This is a genomic window from Eubacterium xylanophilum ATCC 35991, from assembly GCF_000518685.1.
GTDB lineage: Bacteria > Bacillota > Clostridia > Lachnospirales > Lachnospiraceae > Eubacterium_F > Eubacterium_F xylanophilum.
This window is the reverse complement of record NZ_KI912471.1, coordinates 24059-42606: the sequence shown is the minus strand read 5'-3', so window position 1 is coordinate 42606 and position 18548 is coordinate 24059. Positions and strand designations below refer to the sequence as shown.

The following is an 18548-nucleotide window of genomic DNA, read 5'->3' as shown; positions in this document are numbered from 1 at the left end:
AACAAATTTATCTATAAATAGCCTTTGGTTGCTTTTCTTTAACCTTATAACCGGCTTCCTTAAGCTGTCTCATAATCATATTTTTGTGATCATGACCAAATGCCTCCATCGTGATTCTAAGCTCAACAGCTGAATTTCTGTTGATACTTACGAACTGATTGTGATCAAGGCGAATAACATTTCCCTGTGCCTTGGCAATTACCTCTGCAACGTGCAACAATTCACCTGGTCTATCAGGAAGCTCCACAGAAACTGTAAATATTCTGCCTCTCTGAATCAATCCATGCTGTACAACTGAAGATACTGTAATTACATCCATATTTCCACCACTGAGGATAGAAACCACCTTCTTATCCTTGATATCCATCTGCTTGAGAGCTGCAACAGTCAACAGACCAGAATTCTCAACAACCATCTTATGATTCTCAATCATATCAAGGAAACTTACAATAAGATCATGATCATCAACTGTGATAATCTCATCAATATTCTCCTGAATATATGGAAAAATATTCTTACCAGGCGTCTTAACTGCAGTACCATCTGCGATTGTATCAACTCCAGGGAGAGATACAACTTTTCCCTGCTTGAGAGATTCCTTCATACAAGCAGCACCGGCTGGCTCTACACCTATTACTTTTATATTTGGATTTAGAAGTTTTGCAAGTGTGGATACACCACAAGCAAGTCCGCCTCCACCTATTGGAACTAGGATAATATCAACTGTTGGAAGCTCCTTGATAATCTCCATTGCAATTGATCCCTGACCGGTTGCAACAACTTCATCGTCAAATGGATGAATAAATGTACTTCCCTGCTTCTCAGCTAATTCCAATGCATATTTACATGAATCGTCATATACATCACCGTAAAGGATAACCTCAGCTCCATATGATTTTGTTCTGTTGACCTTAATCAATGGTGTTGTATTTGGCATAACAATCTGTGCATCAACTCCGAACAATTTAGCTGCAAACGCCACACCTTGTGCATGATTACCCGCAGATGCCGTGATCAGTCCGCGCTTTCTCTCTTCATCTGACAACGTACTAATTTTATAGTAGGCTCCTCTTACCTTGTAAGCACCTGTATACTGCATATTTTCAGGCTTAAGATATACCTTTCCACCTGTCTGCGCGCTATAGTACTCGCTGTAAATCAAATTAGTTGGAAGAATTACCTCCTTTACTCTTTCGCTTGCTTCTTCAAATTTGTCCAATGTTATCATTGCTCAATGCCTCCTAATAATCTTTATTCATTATCTTGCTCTGTAGATGTGTCGAACAAAGCCTCTACAAACTCTGATGAATCAAATCTCTGCATATCTCCAACCTGCTCACCAATACCGATGAACTTCACCGGTATACCGAGTTCAGCTTGAATAGCAATGGCAATTCCGCCTTTTGCAGTTCCATCGAGTTTAGTTAGTATTACTCCTGTTATGTCAGCTACTTCTTTGAATTGTTTCGCCTGGACAAGAGCATTTTGCCCCGTTGTTCCATCAACAACCAAAAATGTCTCTACATGAGCATCTGAATACTCGCTATTAATTATTTTATATATTTTATGAAGTTCTGCCATAAGATTCTTCTTATTGTGAAGTCTTCCGGCAGTATCACAAAGTAGCAAATCTGTATTTCTTGACTTGGCCGCATTTGTTGCGTCAAATACAACAGACGCAGGATCTTGTCCCTCCTGTCCTGCTATAATATCGACGCTAGCCCTGTGGGACCACTCCTTTAACTGGTCAATCGCTCCCGCTCTAAATGTATCAGCCGCCGCAAGAAGAACTTTCTTCCCTTCATTCTTATACTGAGCTGCAAGTTTTCCAACACTTGTAGTCTTACCAACTCCATTTACTCCGATAAATAGTACGACTGATTTTCTATTCTCATAATCATAAGCATCATCTGGAACTGCCATCTGCTCCTTGATAGTGTCTTTCAGCAATTCACGACAAGCCTCTGGCTCCTTGACCTTATTCTCTTTGACCTTTTCTTTTAAACTCGCGATAATGTTCATGGAATTCTCAATTCCTATGTCAGCCATAACCAAAAGTTCTTCAATCTCCTCATAGAAATCCTCATCTATCTGAGAAAAACCAGAAAAAACTGAATCAATTCCAGTAGTAAATCTGTCTCTCGTCTTGGCGAGTCCACTTTTTAATTTACTAAAAAATCCTCTTTTTTCACTCATATTTCTGCCTCACTATTCCTCTAATTGCTCCTCAATAAGCTTTACACTTACCAATGTAGATACACCTTTTTCCTGCATCGTTATTCCATAAAGCGCATCCGCAGATGCCATAGTACCATGTCTATGGGTAATGACGATAAACTGTGTATTCTTGGTGAGTTTTTGCAAATACTTTGCATATCTCTTTACGTTGGAATCATCTAATGCCGCCTCGATCTCGTCTAGGAGACAGAATGGAGACGGTTTGAGATTCTGAATCGCAAACAGCAAAGAAATAGCCGTCAATGCTTTCTCACCTCCGGAAAGCTGCATCATGTTCTGAAGTTTCTTTCCGGGTGGCTGAGCGTTAATCTTAATACCAGCCTCAAGTATATCCTCATTCTCAACTAGTTCAAGAGTTCCCTTTCCACCTCCGAAGAGTTCTTTGAACACCTTATCAAATTGAGTCTTAATATCTACAAATTTTTCAGAGAACTGCTTTCTCATCTCCACATCCAAATCCTCGATAATTTTTCTCAAGGCCTCTTCTGATTTGATGAGATCTTCCTGTTGAGTCTTTAATATATTATAGCGCTCACTGGTCTCCTTGTACTCCTCAATGGCATTTACATTTACATCCCCCAATAAGCGAATATTGGTCTTAGTCTCTGCCACCAAACTCTTAATCTTAGTATAGCTATGCTCCATTGGCTGAACATTTTCCTTGGCATTGTGATATGAAATCTCGTATTCATTCCACATATAATTGATCTTGCCCTCGATCTGCTCTTCCAATTTCTCTTTTCTTGCATTAAGTCGGAAAGTCTCCTTGTCAAGCTCGTTAATGGTATTGCCAAGCTTCTCACGTTTGTCAAAGAAGTCTTTTTGTTGCACCATCAATTCTTCTTTCTTGACCTTCGCCTCAGAGACGTCTTTTTCCAACTCTTCGATTTCTACATCGATTTTCTTCATGCGGTTCTCAAAATCAACAATTGTTGATTCCATATTCTCCGCCTGCTCATCTGCGCCCTCATTGGTCTTCTGAATTTTGTCCAGCTCTTCATTTAACTCCTGAAGTCTCGACTCTGCCTTGGCGAGATTGTCCTCATGGAATTCGTTCTTCTGAACATACTTCTCAACTTCCATCTTGGTGACGTTAAGAGCCTCTTGTCTCTCCTTGAAAACAACCTGTTTTTCATCTCTCAGAGCTGTATTAGTGGCAATAATCTCTTCCGCATCTTCACGATTTGTAACAGATTTTTTGATTTTTTCTTCAATCTCATCAAGCAAGTTTTGAAGAGAAATATTCTGCGACTCCAAGTCGCTATTGTCATGGACAATTGTCAAGAGTTCACGCTCTTTATTCTCCTTGATTTCCACTGCTTGTTCATACTTGATTCTGGCAGTATTCTTCTTGATATCAAGGTCCTTCAAAATCTCATTCTTCTTGGAAATCTGATCATTTATCTTCTCAACTTCCTCGTCAATGCCGGCATTTCTCGACCTGTACTTATCAAGATCTGCAGATGCTTTTGTAATTCCCTCTTCTAAGAGTTCCATCTCTCTCTTACGGCTGAGCAAATTGTTGTTATTCTTAAATGCTCCACCCGCCATGGAACCACCCGGGTTAATGAGTTCACCCTCGAGAGTTACTATTCTAAGCCTAAAGTTGTACTTCTTGGCTATTTTCATGGCATTATCTATATGATCCACAAGTATATATCTTCCAATCAAGAATTTGACTACTTCATCATATCTGTCATCTTTCTCAACCAAATCTGACAATCGACCTATGACGCCCTTTTCATCAAAGACTTCTTCCTTGATACTCTTGGGATTGCTGGTTACTGTGGTCAATGGCAAGAAGGTAACACGACCAAATTTCTTCTTTTTAAGGAAATTAATCATATCCTTGGCAACATACTCATCTTCCGTTACCACATTCTGAATATTTCCTCCCAGCGCCGTTTCTACAGCTGTCTCATACTTTTTATCAACATGGATAATATCCGCGACAACGCCGATAATCCCCTTGTTTTCTTCTTTTTTCTCCATTACCTTTCTGATGCTATGACCATATCCCTCATATCTCTCAGAAATATCCTTTAAAGTCTCTAACTTGGATGACTTTAAGTGGTAATCGCGCTGAGCCTCGATAATCTTTTCTCTGTTAGCTTTCTTCTTCTCATTTAACTCAGCTATTTTATTCTCAAGCTTCTTGCACTTTAAAAATTCTTCATCATGTTCTGACTTGATCTTATCAAGAGCCTCTTCTTCCTGCTTCATATTGGCCTCAGCTATGGAGACGTCACTCTTGTTTGCAAGAATTCTCTGATTAATCTCAGCTTTACTAATCTTATTTTGTTCGAGCAGAGATGATAATCTCTGTTTCTCAATATCATACTCAGCCTTTTGATCTTTGTAATCATTGACATTAATGGTCTGAGTCTTGAGTTCATTCTCTATATCTTGTAAAGCTTTCTCTAACTCCCCCACTTCCTTTTGGAGCTCTGTTTCATCCTGGCGCATTCTCGCCACATTGTTGGCAAATGCCTGCTTTTCCTGTAAATACTGCTCTCGCTCATTTGTGGCCTGCTTAACAGCCTCATTGATATCCTTTAAGCGATCTGCATAGATTTTCTTTCCTTCTTTGATTGAGACAATCTTCTGTCTTTCAGTATTAATGTCTCCCTCGATTCTAGTTTTAAGAAGGCGATCCTTGTTAGCTTTGTCTCTCTTTGATTCAATTTCCTGATCAAATTGCTCTATTTGAGATTCTACAGAACTAAACTCTTCCTTGATTTTTTCTTGCTCCGCCTTGTGAGCAAGAAGCTCCTTATCCAAATTCGCAATATTTTCATTGGCCTCTTTCAAATCCTCATTGAAATTCTCATAATCCTGGATAAATAATTGCACATCATACTGCTTCAATTCATCCTTTAATTGCAAGTATTTCTTGGCCTTTTCAGACTGTTTCTCCAGAGGCTCAACTCTCTTCTCGAGCTCGGTAACAATATCATTAACACGAAGAAGGTTCTGTTTCTCAACTTCAAGGCTCTTCTCCGCACTCGCTTTTCTCTTTTTATATTTTACAATTCCAGCCGCCTCGTCAAAGAGTTCTCGACGCTCTTCCGGCTTTCCACTGAGGATCTTGTCAATCTGACCCTGTCCGATAATAGAGTATCCCTCTTTTCCAATACCTGTATCAAAGAACAACTCCTGAATATCCTTGAGTCGACAACTTGTTCCATTGAGTAAGTACTCACTTTCACCGGAACGATAAACTCTTCTGGCCACCTGTACTTCCTCATACGGAACATTTAACTTATGATCTTCATTGGAAATAGTCAGCGCAACATAAGCATAGCTCTGAGGTTTGCGCATCTGCGTTCCCGCAAAGATTACATCTTGCATACTTGCACCTCGGAGCTGTTTGGCACTTTGCTCACCAAGAACCCAACGAACGGCATCAGCTACATTGCTCTTACCACTTCCGTTAGGTCCAACAATTCCCGTTATTCCATTTCCAAATTCAAATACAAGTTTATTCGCAAAGGACTTAAAACCGTGTACTTCTATACTTTTTAGATACATCTATATTCTACTCCGTTTTTGTAAATTTATGAGAGTTTTATATGCTGCCTCCTGCTGCGCCAACTTCTTGCTTCTTCCAATACCGCTACAGAATGCTTTACCATCAATCATGCACATAAACTCAAATTGTTTGTCATTTTCAGGACCGGTCTCTGATAACAACTCATACTTGACGCTATCATATCCAAGCTTCTTGACAAGTTCCTGAAGTGTAGACTTACTATCCTGAAAAAGCTGTTTTTTATCTATATCACTTAAAACATGCTTCATTATAAATGATTCCGCTGAAGAAATGCCGCCATCCAGATACATCGCTCCTATAATCGCCTCTACAACGTCGCAGAGAATCGAAGATCTGTCAGCACCTTTGGACTTTCTCTCTCCTTTTCCAAGCAAAATAAACTTGCCAATTTCAAGCTTTCTTGCCACATTTGCCAAGCTATACTCACAAACCAAGCTGGCTCTCAGCTTAGTCATTTCTCCTTCTTTGTATCCCGGATAATTGTCATATATAAATCTACTGCTGACAAGTTCCAAAACAGCATCTCCAAGATACTCCAATCGCTCATAGTTGCTTATATATGCCATTTTCTTCTCATTGGTATAAGAGCTGTGCATAAGAGCATTTTTGAGCAAATATTTATTCTTAAACTTATATTCGATTATCTCTTGCAATACATCCAAAGTATCCATGGCACTTCACCTCAAATCCATCTAGATTCTACTCACACAAACTATCTTTGATTTTCTGGTTAATTTCCTTTTCACTAAATTGAACACATTGTTTCAATGCCGCTTCAATCTCAAATGCCTTGGAATTACCATGCGCCTTAACTACAAGGCCTTTTAAACCGAGAAGTGGTGCTCCACCCTGGTCGCTGGCTTCAAACTTTGTCTTAACCGCATACAACGCAGGTTTAGCCATAAGAGCGGCCATCTTTCCTCTAAAGTTTTTTAGTAGAGATTGCTTCAATGTCTTGAACATAGTCAGGGCAAGTCCCTCATAGAATTTAAGAATAACATTACCCACAAAGGCCTCGCATACAACTACATCAGCAGCACCTTTGGTAATCTCTCTCGCTTCAACACTTCCAATATAGTTGATATCATCAGCCGCTTCAAGAAGTGGCTTAGTATCCTTGACTAACTGATTACCCTTTTCTTCTTCAGTTCCAATGTTTACAATTCCCACTGTAGGATTGTCGATACCAAGCATATTTTCACAGTAAATTGATCCCATCTTTGCAAATTGTAATAAATGTTCCGGACGAGCATCAACATTGGCACCACAGTCGATTAACAGTGTGAATCCCTTTTCTGTTGGCAAGAAAGGTGCAAGAGGTGGTCTCTTAATACCCTTTAATCTTCCAACCAAAAGCTGTCCACCTACAAGAATAGCTCCTGTACTTCCAGCAGATACTACCGCATCTGCCTCGCCATCCTTGACAAGTTTCATTGCAACAACAAGTGAGGATTGCTTCTTTTCTCTAATTGCCTTGGTAGGCACATCTCCCATATGAATCACTTCTTCAGCATGAACAACTTCAATTCTCTCCTCATCATATTTGTAACTCTCTAATTCATTTTTGATTTCATCTTCTCTACCTACAAGAATTACTTTAATATTGTCTGTAGAATTAACTGTGTTTACTGCACCTTTGACAGTCTCATATGGTGCATAATCTCCACCCATTGCATCTAAAGCAATCTTAACCTGACTCATTGTCTGCTTCCTCCCTCAATTTCAAAAAAATGTCATACTCTAGCGTATGTCTCACATTGTTTAAGCCACTCAGCACAACTCTGAGTGGCTTTATAATCAGAATTTCCTATAGAAAAATGATCTTAATGGTTGAAGTCCATAGTCTCTTGAGCCCATAATCTGCTCTGTACTACCAATAAACAGGACTCCATCTTTCTTCAAGGATTTGTACATATTTCTATATATCATATCCTTGGCATCTTCTGTAAAATAAATCAGCACATTCCTACAAACAACCAAATCGACATCACTTGGAAAACGATCGCTCAATAGGTTATGTTGTTTAAAAGTAACGAACTGCTTTAACCTGTCAGATATTATATATTCACCATCTAAATTTCTGGAGAAATATTTATCAATATACTTGTTTGGCAATCCTTTTATACTTCTTTCGGAATATCTTCCTTTTTTTGCGACTCGAATAATGTCCATGTCTATATCTGTGGCAATAATTTCAAAGTTCCCTCTGGGACACATCTCATTAAATACCATGGCCAAAGTATATGGTTCATCTCCCGTAGAACAGGCTGCGCTCCATATCTTTATACTTCCGCTTGAGTTGTTCTTGATCAACTCCGGAATGACAACAGTCTCTAATATAGACCACTGATTTGGATTGCGATAAAACTCAGATACGTTAATCGTAAGATATGTAGTGAATTCATCGCAGAGTTTGCGATCATCCTCAAGCATTCTCATAAACTCTGCGTATCCACTGCAATTTTTCTTCGACAGAAAACTTTCTATTCTTCGTTTCATCTGCGCTTCTTTGTAACAATTAAGATCTAGTCCAGTATATTTATAGAACTTTACCTTAAAATCCTCATAGGTATCTAGAACCATATAAAAGCGCCCCTTTAATCAAAGACATTAATTATTCAACATCATCGTCATCAGCTGTAACATCAACATCTGCTACTGCAGCATCGTTGTCATCATCTTCCTGACGTCCGTTATCAAGTTCAAGTGCCTTGATACTTAGGCTGATTTTCTTGGCGTCTTCGTTGAAATCAACAATCTTCGCTGTAATCTCCTGACCAACACTCAATACATCTGAAGGCTTCTCGATGTGCTCAACAGCAATCTGTGATACGTGAAGCAACGCATCAATGCCTTCCTCAAGCTCAACAAATGCACCGAAATCTGTCATTCTGGCAACTTTACCGGTAACAACATTTCCCTTTGCATACTTAACGCTTGCATCTTTCCATGGATTGTTAGAATCCAACTTCATAGTGAGTGCAATCTTGCTACCTGATATATCTTTAATCATTACAGATACAACATCGCCTACTTTGAAAAGTGACTTAGGATCGTCTACGCGTCCCCAACTCATCTCTGAGATGTGAAGCAATCCATCAGCTCCACCGAGATCGATAAATGCTCCGAAATCTGTCAAGTTCTTGACTGTTCCCTCAACCATCATTCCTACCTCGATACGAGCAAGAAGAGCATCCTGAGCTTCCTTCTTCTTAGCAATGATAAGCTGCTTGCGATCTCCGATAATTCTTCTCTTACGTGGATTAACCTCTGTAAGAACAAATTCAATTTCCTGACCTTGATATTTGGATAAGTCTTTTTCATAAATATCTGATACAAGACTTGCAGGTATGAATACTCTTCCTTCCTGATAAGATACACTCAATCCACCCTTAAGAGCAGATACAACAGTTCCCTTGAGAACTTCTCCTTTTTCCATTGCCTCTTCGAAAACCTTGTTCATCTTATCTTGTTGTAATCTCTTGTAAGTAAGGAGAACCTGACCTTCACCATCATTCGCCTTGAGAACCTTAACCTTAAGGGTATCTCCAACTTTGACTTCTTTCTCCAAGTCTACATCCGGATTGTTGCTATACTCGTTCTTTGATAGAACTCCATCAGCCTTGTAACCGATGTTCAAGATGATTTCATTCTTGTTAACAAGAATAACACTTCCTTCTACAATGGCGTTGTTGTGAATCGCCTGTGAGGATTCCTCCATTTCCTCTAATAATTCTCCAAAACTTCTTTCTTCTGACATGCCGTTAGAACCTCCTGAATAATGTTTTTTGGGGTTGATGCCCCCGCAGTAATACCTAGGCTTAAATCAGAGTTAATCAACTCAGTATCCAAATCTTTCAAAGTCTGAATAAAATGTGTGTTTTCACATTGACTTTTGCAAATTTCGTATAGTTTCCGTGTGTTAGAACTATTCTTTCCGCCTATGACAACCATAGCATCAGACTCACTCGCTAACTTTTGTGCTTCGTTTTGTCTTTCCGCCGTTGCATTGCATATAGTATTAACAGCAATTATATCATAACCTTTTTTGGATATAATTTCAACTAATTCTTTAAATTTTTTTTGATTAAATGTTGTTTGAGCCACAACACAAACCTTTTTTTTCTCATTTCGAGGCTCGAAAACCTCGATATCCTCGGCACTTTCAAGGGCTTTGCCCTTGTTTTTGCACCAACCGAGAATTCCTTGAACTTCTGGGTGATCTTTACTGCCAATTATCACTATATCATAATCTTCCGCAGCATATTTACTCACCGTGTTGTGAATTTTCTTTACAAACGGGCAGGTGGCGTCAACCACATTACACCCTGATGCCTCAAGTTCATCCTGTACTTCTTTGGAAATTCCATGAGATCTTATGATCACTGTATATCCTCGGAGATTTTCCTTAGCTATATCTTCTTCAGCAATAACTTTTACTCCCTTGGATATCATATCATTTACCACTTCATCGTTATGAATGATTGGTCCCAAGGTACAAACCTTGTTTCCCTTCTCAAGTTCTTGGTAGACGATATCCACAGCTCTCTTTACTCCAAAGCAAAACCCTGCCGTCTTGGCCAATGTCACTTTAGGCATTATCTTCTCTCCTCAGTCAACTCCAAAATTCTATTTACAACTTCATCAATTGTCATATATGATGAATCAACCAGCACAGCATCATCTGCCTGCTTAAGTGGCGAAATCTCGCGATTCATATCTTGTTCATCTCTTGCAATTATATCTTGCTCAATCTTATCAAAGTCACAAGCCACGCCCTTTTCTGTCAACTCCTTGAATCTTCTTGAAGCCCTCTCCTTTGACGAAGCAGTGAGATAAATCTTAAGCTCTGCATCCGGAAGAACAACTGTACCTATGTCTCTTCCGTCCATGATTACATCATTGGACTTGGCGATACTCTGCTGAAGACTTACGAGCTTTTCGCGAACTTTTCCATATGCTGCGACAACAGAGGCATTATTTCCAACTTCCTCATTTCTTATCTCCGTTGAAACATTTTCTCCGTTGAGATATACCTGCTGTGCACCATCTTCGTACTTGATCTCAATATTTATATCATCACACTTCGATTCTACAAGTTCCTTGTCACTAGGGTTCAATCCATTTTTTAAAAAGTAATAGGCAGTAGTCCTATACATTGCACCTGTGTCAAGATATATAAAAGACAACTTCTTTGCTACTATCTTTGCAATAGAGCTCTTTCCCGCTCCAGCTGGTCCATCAATTGCGATATTCATTACTTATTCTCCTCTCTGACTGCCAGCAAGTGCTCCCGTAGACCACGCAATTTGGAGATTAAAACCTCCTGTCAACGCGTCAACATCAATCACCTCTCCGGCAAAATACAGTCCTTTAATATATTTACTTTCCATCGTATGTGGATTAATATCCTTGATACTTACGCCGCCTCTGGTAATTATAGCCTCACGGAACTCTCTGAAGCCGGCAAAGCTAAATTCCATTCTCTTAATCACATTCACAAGGGCAGCGCGTTCTTCTTTGGTAATAGAGTTTACCTTCTTCGAAGCATCAATCCCCGACCGTTTGATGACGACAGGCACCATGCTTCGAGGCAACAATGCTCCCAGAACATTTTTCAATTCATAATTAGGGCGTTCTGAAAAATCTCTCAAAATGCGTTTATCTAGTTTATTGTCGTCGAGAGCAGGCTTGCAATCAAGAATCACCTTGACATCTCTAGCTTTCCCCAAAACACTTGATGCAGATAATACCAAGGGACCCGTAATCCCAAAATGAGTAAACATCATCTCGCCAAAACCACTATAAATGGTTTTTCCGGTTTTGACATCCACATATGTGAGCTCCACATTCTTCATGGATAGCCCCTGCATCTCCTGACAATCTTTTTCCTTTATATTCATCGGCACTAGTCCGGGAATCAAATCAGTCACCTCATGCCCCGACTCTCTCGCAAACCTATAACCATCTCCCGTGGATCCGGTAGACGGATATGATTTACCACCGGTGGCAACGATGACCTGCGGTGCAAAAAGCTCCTTACCGCCACTTGTCAAGACTCCCTTGACTTCACCATCTTCTATTATCAATTTATCTACTTTTGTATTGTACAGTACTTCGACATCGTTCTCCCTACACTTGTTAACCAAGACTTTTATGACATCACTGGACTTATCGGATACAGGAAAAACTCTGTCACCGCGCTCTATCTTGGTAGGAAGTCCCAAACTGTTAAAATACTCTATCGTTTGAAAATTGTCGAAAAAATAATAACTGCTATACATAAACTTCTTGTTGGAAATTATATTATCAAAAAAGCTATCAGGATCACAGGCATTGGTAAGATTGCATCGACCTTTGCCGGTTATATAGATCTTTTTTCCTGCTTTTTCATTGCTCTCCACAATGCATACTTTCCGACCATCTTCCGACGCCTTTATGGCAGCCATAAGTCCCGCTGCTCCGGCCCCAACTATCAAACAATCAAATCTATCCAAAACTATCTCCTACATCTCTATCTTGAACTATAGATCTCATTCTTGCCCAATTCCATGTTATCCGAACGATAAGCTCCCTTATCTGTCCTAAATACAATGGAATCAACATATGATATATTATCCAATATACTATTGGAAAAACAATCTAAAATAAGAGTTTCTACAGTCGATGAAGTACCTTTAATCGGAGCCCCACCGGAATCAAATACAATTATCGCTTTCTTGTTGTCCACAGAAATTTCCTTGATACTAACCTTGACATCAAGATTCTCAATTACTTTATTGAGAATAAATTCCAACGTAATTCTCTTTTGTTCTACATTAATATTAATCGGCTGAATAACTTCTTCCTTGTCGTCAAATGTATATATGGAAATCGCTTTCATTTCCTTGGACTTGTCGGGAGTTTCCACCGGAAAAGTTGCCTGAGAAGCTTGTTGTATATCTTCTGTTGTCAACTCTTCCTCATCATCATACAATGAATAATTACATCCGCCCAGTACAACTACCACCATTAAAACTGTGAGAAAATGTCTAATTTGTTTTTTCAATTTTTCACCTCAAATACTTGTAATGCACTTTTTTACCAACTCTAGCGCCAAGTCAACCGCTCCTCTTCTTATCTCAGATCTTGAGCCACTCAAATTAAGCTTTTCAACCACTACCTTGTCTCGGTAGAAACAGCTAATATAAACTAATCCAACCGGTTTTTCCGGTGTTCCTCCGTCCGGTCCGGCTATTCCGGTAGAACATATGGCAACATCTGCACCTGCTCTCTTAGCTGCTCCATATGCCATCTCTCTGGCACACTCTTCACTCACAGCACCAAATCTCTCAAGAGTCTCTTCTCTAACTCCTAACAAACCCATCTTTGATTCATTGGCATATGTGACATATGATTCGTTAAATACAGCTGATGCCCCCGGAGAATCTATAATAGCACCTGCTATAAGCCCTCCGGTACATGACTCGGCACATGTTATAGTAGCATGTTGTTTTGTCAATTCTTTGACAATCCAATCTTGCAAGCATTCTTTTGTCAATTCTCTAGACATTTTTCTCATCCCTTAGAACATCTCTATTTTTATAAAGGTAATCAACCAATGATATAATTGTCAGCACAAGCGCTGCATATATCAGAACATTTTCGATAATCTCAATATACTTAAACTGGAAGTCAAGAATCAATACAATCGCCATGACCATCTGAGTCGCTGTTTTGACCTTGCCCCAATAGCTCGCAGAGATTACTATATTTTTCTCTGCTGCAATCAGCCTATATCCGCTGATTATGGTGTCTCTGGCAATGATAATTATCGCAACCCATGCAGGCATAGGACAAGTACTGTCTGCCACAAAACAAATCAGCGCAGAATTAACTAAAAGCTTGTCCGCCAACGGATCCATGAACTTTCCAAAAGTCGTTACTAAATTGTATTTTCTGGCAATATAGCCGTCCAAAAAATCAGTTATACACGCCAATACAAACACTGCAGCGGCGTAGTATTCTGAATATTCATATGACTTCCAAAGTAATAAAAACACAAATACCGGAATCATAATAACTCTTAAAGTAGTTAATCTATTCGGCGTATTCATAATCAAGATCTCTCCTCGATATATTCTCCTACTAAATCATATTGATTTACACTTGTAATCTTTACTTTGATAATTGTACCTGACATAAAGTCTTCGAAGCATCTGACAAATACCATTCCGTCTATGTCCGGCGAATCCTTGTATGTTCGTCCAATATAAACATTGTCTTCGGGAATAAATCCCTCTATCATCACATCAAATTCTTGTCCAAGGTACTTCTCATTTGTCGCAAAAATATTCTCCTGACTCGTTTTCATGATTTCATCCATCCATCTCTTCTTAGTGTCCTCATCTACTTTGTCAGGGAAAGTTGCGGCTTTAGTCCCCTCTTCCTCAGAATATGTAAATACTCCAAGTCTGTCAAACTTCATGTCTTTGACAAATTGAACGCATTCCTGATGTTGATCTTCCGTCTCTCCCGGAAAACCAGTGATAAATGTAGTTCTGATGGCGATATCGGGAATTCTGTCTCTCAACATCTGTATCTTCTGAAGGAGCTCAGCCTTGTGCGTCAACCTGCCCATTGATTTTAATATCTCGTCATTGCAATGTTGAATAGGCATATCTATATAATTGCACACCTTAGGATTTGACGCCATCTCTTCGATTAATTCATCATAGATTTCTTCAGGATAACAATACATAAGTCTTATCCATTTCAAATCCTCTAATTCCGAGAGCTTCTGAATCAAGATGTGTAGCGACTTTTTGCCGTAAATATCTTTTCCATAGAGCGTTGTTTCCTGGGCTACAAGAATCAACTCTCTCGCTCCATCTTCCACCAGAGATGCAGCCTCTGTCAAGAGCTCTTCCATCGGAACGCTTCTGTATCCACCGCGCATAAAAGGAATGCTGCAATAGGTACAGCATTTATTACAACCTTCACTTATCTTAAGATATCTTGTATGGGTAACTCCTGAAGGCATACGCCCCGTGAGTTTGCTTGGAAGATACATGAGATTCTTCTTGTTTATCTTGCTTTTTGCGGCATGATCATTGATGATATCGACGATGTCATCATATGCTGTTGTGCCCACCATGATGTCAACCTCCGGCATTTCCTCGGACATTTGATCTGCATATCGCTCTGCAAGACAACCAGTTGCAATAACAAGTTGACACTTGGCACTGTTTTTGTACTCTGATAATTCTATGAGCGTCTCTATGCTTTCCTGCTTGGCATCATGAATAAATGCACATGTATTTACAACAATAACATCTGCTTCTGCCGGGTCGTCTACGATTACGTGTCCGCTCTCTCCCAACAGAAACAGCATCTTTTCAGTATCTACTAAATTTTTATCACATCCAAGTGATACAAAATAAATATTCATTACAAGTTCCCCTGTCACAAACTTACTTTAAATCCTTAGCTGCAATGCAGTTATTCATCAACATTGCGATAGTCATAGGTCCAACTCCTCCGGGAACTGGTGTAATAGCACTTGCCACCTTCTCGACTTTTTCAAAATCAACATCGCCACAGAGCTTTCCATCTTCCTTGCGATGAATTCCAACATCGATAACTACAGCACCTTCCTTGACAAATTTATCATCTACAAACAAAGGTTTTCCGATAGCTACGATGAGAATATCTGCTCTCTTTGCAACTTCCTCCAAATTCTTGGTATGGGAATGACATACAGTAACTGTGGCATTTTCACGCAACATAAGAAGCGACATAGGCTTACCTACAATATTGCTGCGCCCGATAATCACGCACTCCTTGCCGTCTATCTCAACATCACTTCTCTTGAGAAGCTGAATGATACCTGCAGGTGTACATGATACAAATCCAGGCTGACCTATGCTAAGAGCACCAACGCTCTGTGGATGGAAGCCATCAACATCCTTTATCGGAGAAATCGCTTTGATAACTTTATCTTCATCCAAATGTTTTGGCAATGGCAACTGAACTAATATGCCGTCTACATCGTCTCTGTTATTCAGCTCATCTATAAGCCCCAAAAGTTTTTCTTCCGTAGTATCTGCCGGCAACTCATAAGAAAGGGATTTGATCCCGATATACTCACAAGCCTTTTTCTTGTTTCCGACATAAACTGCTGAAGCAGGATCATCGCCAACAAGGATGACTGCAAGTGTCACATCCAGATTCTCCTTCTCAACTCTTTCCTTTAGTTCATCTTTGATTTGTGCGGAAATCTTCTTTCCGTCAATTATCTTTGCCATCTAATATTACCTCTCTATTTTCTATGAATTTTCTACGATTCGGTCTCTGAGTGATTGCATATGCAAATCTGTCCTGTGAATAGTATTGGCACAGGAATGTAATTCATATATAATATTGTCCGAATCTTCAATATCTTTTTTATACTTGAGCTGATGCTCAAGGCTTGCCCAAAAGTCCATCGCTATTGTTCTAATCTGGACTTCTACGCGCATAAGTTCCTTGTGATCCGAGAAGAACACTGGAACTTCAATTATAAGATGCAAGCTTCGATAACCGTTGGCTTTCGGATACTTGATATAATCTTTTCTCTTAATGATTTCAATATCATCCTGCATAGTCAGCATATCCGCAACTCGATATATGTCATCGATAAATGCGCATATCACACGAATACCTGCAATGTCAGACAAATGTTCCATCGCAGATTCAACAGAAACAGGATATCCCTTACGCTTGAGTTTTGATGAGATACTCACAGGTTCCTTGATTCTTGACTCAATAAACTCAATAGGATTTCGCTTCTTAGTTATACTCAATTCATCATTGAGAACATGAAGCTTGGTTCGAACTTCACGAATCGCCCCATTGTACATCATAATCATTTTTTGAAATTCGCGTTCTTCCTCTCCAAAAAGGTGAAACATATCAATTGGAATGTCAGTCAACTCTCTTGGAGAAATCTCAAAATCCTGGTTTAACATATTAACCCCTTCTCACTTTATTTGGTGTGAATCGCCATCTAGGCATAATCCCACAATTTTCATTATAACTTAATTCTACTCTAATGTCAATGAAATGCTCGGCTCAAATCGCCCTTTTCCATATAATAAATATACCACATTTTGGAGAATTTTACAAGGTTGTCAAGGGTGTTATTAAACAAAATATTTTTCTTAATTATTAATACACGCCCACAGAAAATTTCAAAAAAAAATCATTTTAAGCCTTTACTTTTTTTCGACAAGAAAGTATAATTTTACTTATCTGCAACGGGACAACACCAGCCCCCGATGCAAAGCCATATTACTTATAGGAGCAATATTTTATATTATGTTTAGATTATGGGCAAAAACTATAAAAAACAACAGAATAATCAAGGATATCGTTGTGGAGAATGATTCAAGAGAAATGTCTAGGACAAAGAAGGTTTTTGACGCCATCGACAAGATTTGTTATGACTTTGACCTCTCAAAACCCATCTGGCTAGATAATAACATCGAAGAATTCAAGAAGATGGACAAAACCAGATTCTACGATGGAAATTTCATTGACTCCATTGATTTTGATTATTTGGAGATTTACGTTATAGAGGAGGATTACTAAATGAACAAAAAAGAAATTGCGGAGATTCGCAAAGAATTTAATAAAAATGACAATGGAATCACTAGGATTACCGGATGCTATGTCGATTTTGAAAAGAATAAAAGACTTGATTTCAAGGAGGCCTTCTACTCTCTCCCGGACGAGGAGATGCACAAGTATGTAGATATCATGAAAAAGACTCTCTCGGGAACACTTGGAAAGAATCTTCTCAATATGGAGTTCCCAACGGAGGAAGAGACCAGCGAAGATGGCTCTCAAAAGTTTCTCTATGAATTGGTTCAGAGCAAGCTTTGCGACGACGCACTTCTAGATAAGCTATATGATAAAATCATAGAAACATATAATTATGACGGAGAATATCTAATCATCTTGATCCACGACACCTATGATATCCCAACTATCACAAGTGACGGCGTGGAGAACTTTGATGCATCAGAATACGTATATGACTTCATTCTATGCAGCATATGTCCGGTGAAGCTATCAAAGGCAGCTCTCTACTATAATCGTCAGAAAAACAGCATCGAGGAACACATGAGGGATTGGATAGTTCAGGCGCCAGCCAACGGTTTTTTGTATCCCGCTTTTAACGATAGGAATATGGATATTCACAACATCCTCTACTATACCAAGAATTCTGATGAAACAGATATCGAATTTTCAGAAAATATGCTTCGATGCACTCTTCCAATTCCGGCAAAAGAGCAAAAAGAAGTTTTTTCTACAATTGTAGAGGAATCCCTAGGAAGAGATTGTGAATTTGAAATTGTCAGAAATATCCACGATAACCTCGCCGAGATGATTGCCGAGAAGGCCGACGAGCCGGAACCAGTCGAGTTGGACAAAGAAGACATGAAAAAACTTCTCATCAACAGCGGCGCAACCGAGGAATCTGTGGAAAAATTTGCCGAGACTTTCGAGTCTTCTGTAGCTGAAGGGCAATCATTTGTTGCCAGCAATATAACTAACCAGAGAAAATTTGAATTAAAAACTCCGGACGTGACAATCAATGTCAGCCCGGAGCGCACAGATCTAGTTGATACTCGAATCATCGACGGAAAGCCATGTATCGTCATTGAATGCAATGACAATGTCATCGTAAACGGAATTCGAGTAGCCAATCCTGCAGAATAATTGTTTCTAATAA

General features: G+C 39.3%; 18 protein-coding genes. 2 read left to right on the top strand and 16 right to left on the bottom strand.

Annotation, left to right across the window (positions count from 1 at the left end; all coding sequences use genetic code 11):
• Positions 1 to 7 precede the first annotated feature (7 nt).
• From ilvA to L877_RS0108545, 16 genes are all read right to left on the bottom strand, one after another.
• The gene (gene ilvA, locus L877_RS0108620) at positions 8 to 1228 is read right to left on the bottom strand and encodes a threonine ammonia-lyase (RefSeq protein ID WP_026835722.1); all 1221 of its coding nucleotides are present in this window, start codon (positions 1226 to 1228) and stop codon (positions 8 to 10) included.
• A 23-nt stretch (positions 1229 to 1251) separates the two neighbouring features.
• Positions 1252 to 2196 (bottom strand): signal recognition particle-docking protein FtsY, encoded by a 945-nt coding sequence (gene ftsY, locus L877_RS0108615; protein ID WP_026835721.1) that lies wholly within the window; start codon positions 2194 to 2196, stop codon positions 1252 to 1254.
• Positions 2197 to 2208: 12 nt separating this feature from the next.
• Positions 2209 to 5769 (bottom strand): chromosome segregation protein SMC, encoded by a 3561-nt coding sequence (gene smc, locus L877_RS0108610; protein WP_026835720.1) that lies wholly within the window; start codon positions 5767 to 5769, stop codon positions 2209 to 2211.
• Positions 5770 to 6462 carry a ribonuclease III gene (gene rnc / locus L877_RS0108605; RefSeq protein WP_026835719.1) on the bottom strand — a complete coding sequence of 231 codons (693 nt, stop codon included), beginning with the start codon at positions 6460 to 6462 and terminating at the stop codon, positions 5770 to 5772. It lies immediately after the preceding gene.
• A 28-nt stretch (positions 6463 to 6490) separates the two neighbouring features.
• The gene (gene plsX / locus L877_RS0108600; protein WP_026835718.1) at positions 6491 to 7492 is read right to left on the bottom strand and encodes a phosphate acyltransferase PlsX; all 1002 of its coding nucleotides are present in this window, start codon (positions 7490 to 7492) and stop codon (positions 6491 to 6493) included.
• A gap of 96 nt (positions 7493 to 7588) precedes the next feature.
• The gene (locus L877_RS0108595; protein ID WP_026835717.1) at positions 7589 to 8374 is read right to left on the bottom strand and encodes a CheR family methyltransferase; all 786 of its coding nucleotides are present in this window, start codon (positions 8372 to 8374) and stop codon (positions 7589 to 7591) included.
• 31 nt (positions 8375 to 8405) lie between these two features.
• Positions 8406 to 9551, bottom strand: coding sequence for a 30S ribosomal protein S1 (gene rpsA, locus L877_RS0108590; RefSeq protein WP_026835716.1), 1146 nt, complete (start codon positions 9549 to 9551; stop codon positions 8406 to 8408).
• Positions 9518 to 10390, bottom strand: coding sequence for a 4-hydroxy-3-methylbut-2-enyl diphosphate reductase (gene ispH / locus L877_RS0108585; protein WP_034785485.1), 873 nt, complete (start codon positions 10388 to 10390; stop codon positions 9518 to 9520). The genes rpsA and ispH overlap by 34 nt, the downstream gene beginning before the upstream one ends.
• Entirely contained in the window at positions 10390 to 11049 is a 660-nt protein-coding gene (gene cmk, locus L877_RS0108580) for a (d)CMP kinase (protein ID WP_026835714.1), read from the bottom strand. The genes ispH and cmk overlap by 1 nt, the downstream gene beginning before the upstream one ends.
• Positions 11050 to 11052: 3 nt before the next feature.
• Entirely contained in the window at positions 11053 to 12288 is a 1236-nt protein-coding gene (locus L877_RS0108575) for a BaiN/RdsA family NAD(P)/FAD-dependent oxidoreductase (RefSeq protein ID WP_278244194.1), read from the bottom strand.
• 17 nt (positions 12289 to 12305) lie between these two features.
• On the bottom strand, positions 12306 to 12839 hold the full coding sequence (locus L877_RS0108570; RefSeq protein ID WP_026835712.1) for a hypothetical protein: 534 nt from the start codon (positions 12837 to 12839) through the stop codon (positions 12306 to 12308).
• Positions 12840 to 12848: 9 nt separating this feature from the next.
• The gene (locus L877_RS0108565) at positions 12849 to 13343 is read right to left on the bottom strand and encodes a CinA family protein (RefSeq protein WP_026835711.1); all 495 of its coding nucleotides are present in this window, start codon (positions 13341 to 13343) and stop codon (positions 12849 to 12851) included.
• Complete coding sequence (gene pgsA, locus L877_RS0108560; RefSeq protein ID WP_026835710.1) at positions 13336 to 13887, bottom strand: CDP-diacylglycerol--glycerol-3-phosphate 3-phosphatidyltransferase; 552 nt, start codon at positions 13885 to 13887, stop codon at positions 13336 to 13338. Before pgsA ends, L877_RS0108565 begins: the two co-directional genes overlap by 8 nt.
• Before the next feature lie 2 nt (positions 13888 to 13889).
• Positions 13890 to 15221 carry a 30S ribosomal protein S12 methylthiotransferase RimO gene (gene rimO / locus L877_RS0108555; RefSeq protein WP_026835709.1) on the bottom strand — a complete coding sequence of 444 codons (1332 nt, stop codon included), beginning with the start codon at positions 15219 to 15221 and terminating at the stop codon, positions 13890 to 13892.
• Positions 15222 to 15243: 22 nt separating this feature from the next.
• Entirely contained in the window at positions 15244 to 16077 is an 834-nt protein-coding gene (gene folD / locus L877_RS0108550; RefSeq protein ID WP_026835708.1) for a bifunctional methylenetetrahydrofolate dehydrogenase/methenyltetrahydrofolate cyclohydrolase FolD, read from the bottom strand.
• Positions 16078 to 16098: 21 nt separating this feature from the next.
• Positions 16099 to 16779, bottom strand: coding sequence for a GTP pyrophosphokinase (locus L877_RS0108545; RefSeq protein ID WP_026835707.1), 681 nt, complete (start codon positions 16777 to 16779; stop codon positions 16099 to 16101).
• A 349-nt stretch (positions 16780 to 17128) separates the two neighbouring features.
• Here L877_RS0108545 and L877_RS0108540 point away from each other — a divergent pair, with 349 nt between their 5' ends.
• Together L877_RS0108540 and L877_RS0108535 are read left to right on the top strand one after the other, a co-directional pair.
• Positions 17129 to 17401 (top strand): hypothetical protein, encoded by a 273-nt coding sequence (locus L877_RS0108540; protein WP_026835706.1) that lies wholly within the window; start codon positions 17129 to 17131, stop codon positions 17399 to 17401.
• On the top strand, positions 17402 to 18535 hold the full coding sequence (locus tag L877_RS0108535; RefSeq protein ID WP_026835705.1) for a DUF4317 domain-containing protein: 1134 nt from the start codon (positions 17402 to 17404) through the stop codon (positions 18533 to 18535).
• Positions 18536 to 18548 lie beyond the last annotated feature (13 nt).

Coding starts and splice junctions, on each gene's coding strand:
- ilvA (WP_026835722.1), bottom strand. CDS start 1,228: ATGATAACATTGGACAAATTTGAAGAAGCAAGCGAAAGAGTAAAGGAG.
- ftsY (WP_026835721.1), bottom strand. CDS start 2,196: ATGAGTGAAAAAAGAGGATTTTTTAGTAAATTAAAAAGTGGACTCGCC.
- smc (WP_026835720.1), bottom strand. CDS start 5,769: ATGTATCTAAAAAGTATAGAAGTACACGGTTTTAAGTCCTTTGCGAAT.
- rnc (WP_026835719.1), bottom strand. CDS start 6,462: ATGGATACTTTGGATGTATTGCAAGAGATAATCGAATATAAGTTTAAG.
- plsX (WP_026835718.1), bottom strand. CDS start 7,492: ATGAGTCAGGTTAAGATTGCTTTAGATGCAATGGGTGGAGATTATGCA.
- L877_RS0108595 (WP_026835717.1), bottom strand. CDS start 8,374: ATGGTTCTAGATACCTATGAGGATTTTAAGGTAAAGTTCTATAAATAT.
- rpsA (WP_026835716.1), bottom strand. CDS start 9,551: ATGTCAGAAGAAAGAAGTTTTGGAGAATTATTAGAGGAAATGGAGGAA.
- ispH (WP_034785485.1), bottom strand. CDS start 10,390: ATGCCTAAAGTGACATTGGCCAAGACGGCAGGGTTTTGCTTTGGAGTA.
- cmk (WP_026835714.1), bottom strand. CDS start 11,049: ATGAATATCGCAATTGATGGACCAGCTGGAGCGGGAAAGAGCTCTATT.
- L877_RS0108565 (WP_026835711.1), bottom strand. CDS start 13,343: ATGTCTAGAGAATTGACAAAAGAATGCTTGCAAGATTGGATTGTCAAA.
- pgsA (WP_026835710.1), bottom strand. CDS start 13,887: ATGAATACGCCGAATAGATTAACTACTTTAAGAGTTATTATGATTCCG.
- rimO (WP_026835709.1), bottom strand. CDS start 15,221: ATGAATATTTATTTTGTATCACTTGGATGTGATAAAAATTTAGTAGAT.
- folD (WP_026835708.1), bottom strand. CDS start 16,077: ATGGCAAAGATAATTGACGGAAAGAAGATTTCCGCACAAATCAAAGAT.
- L877_RS0108545 (WP_026835707.1), bottom strand. CDS start 16,779: ATGTTAAACCAGGATTTTGAGATTTCTCCAAGAGAGTTGACTGACATT.
- L877_RS0108540 (WP_026835706.1), top strand. CDS start 17,129: ATGTTTAGATTATGGGCAAAAACTATAAAAAACAACAGAATAATCAAG.
- L877_RS0108535 (WP_026835705.1), top strand. CDS start 17,402: ATGAACAAAAAAGAAATTGCGGAGATTCGCAAAGAATTTAATAAAAAT.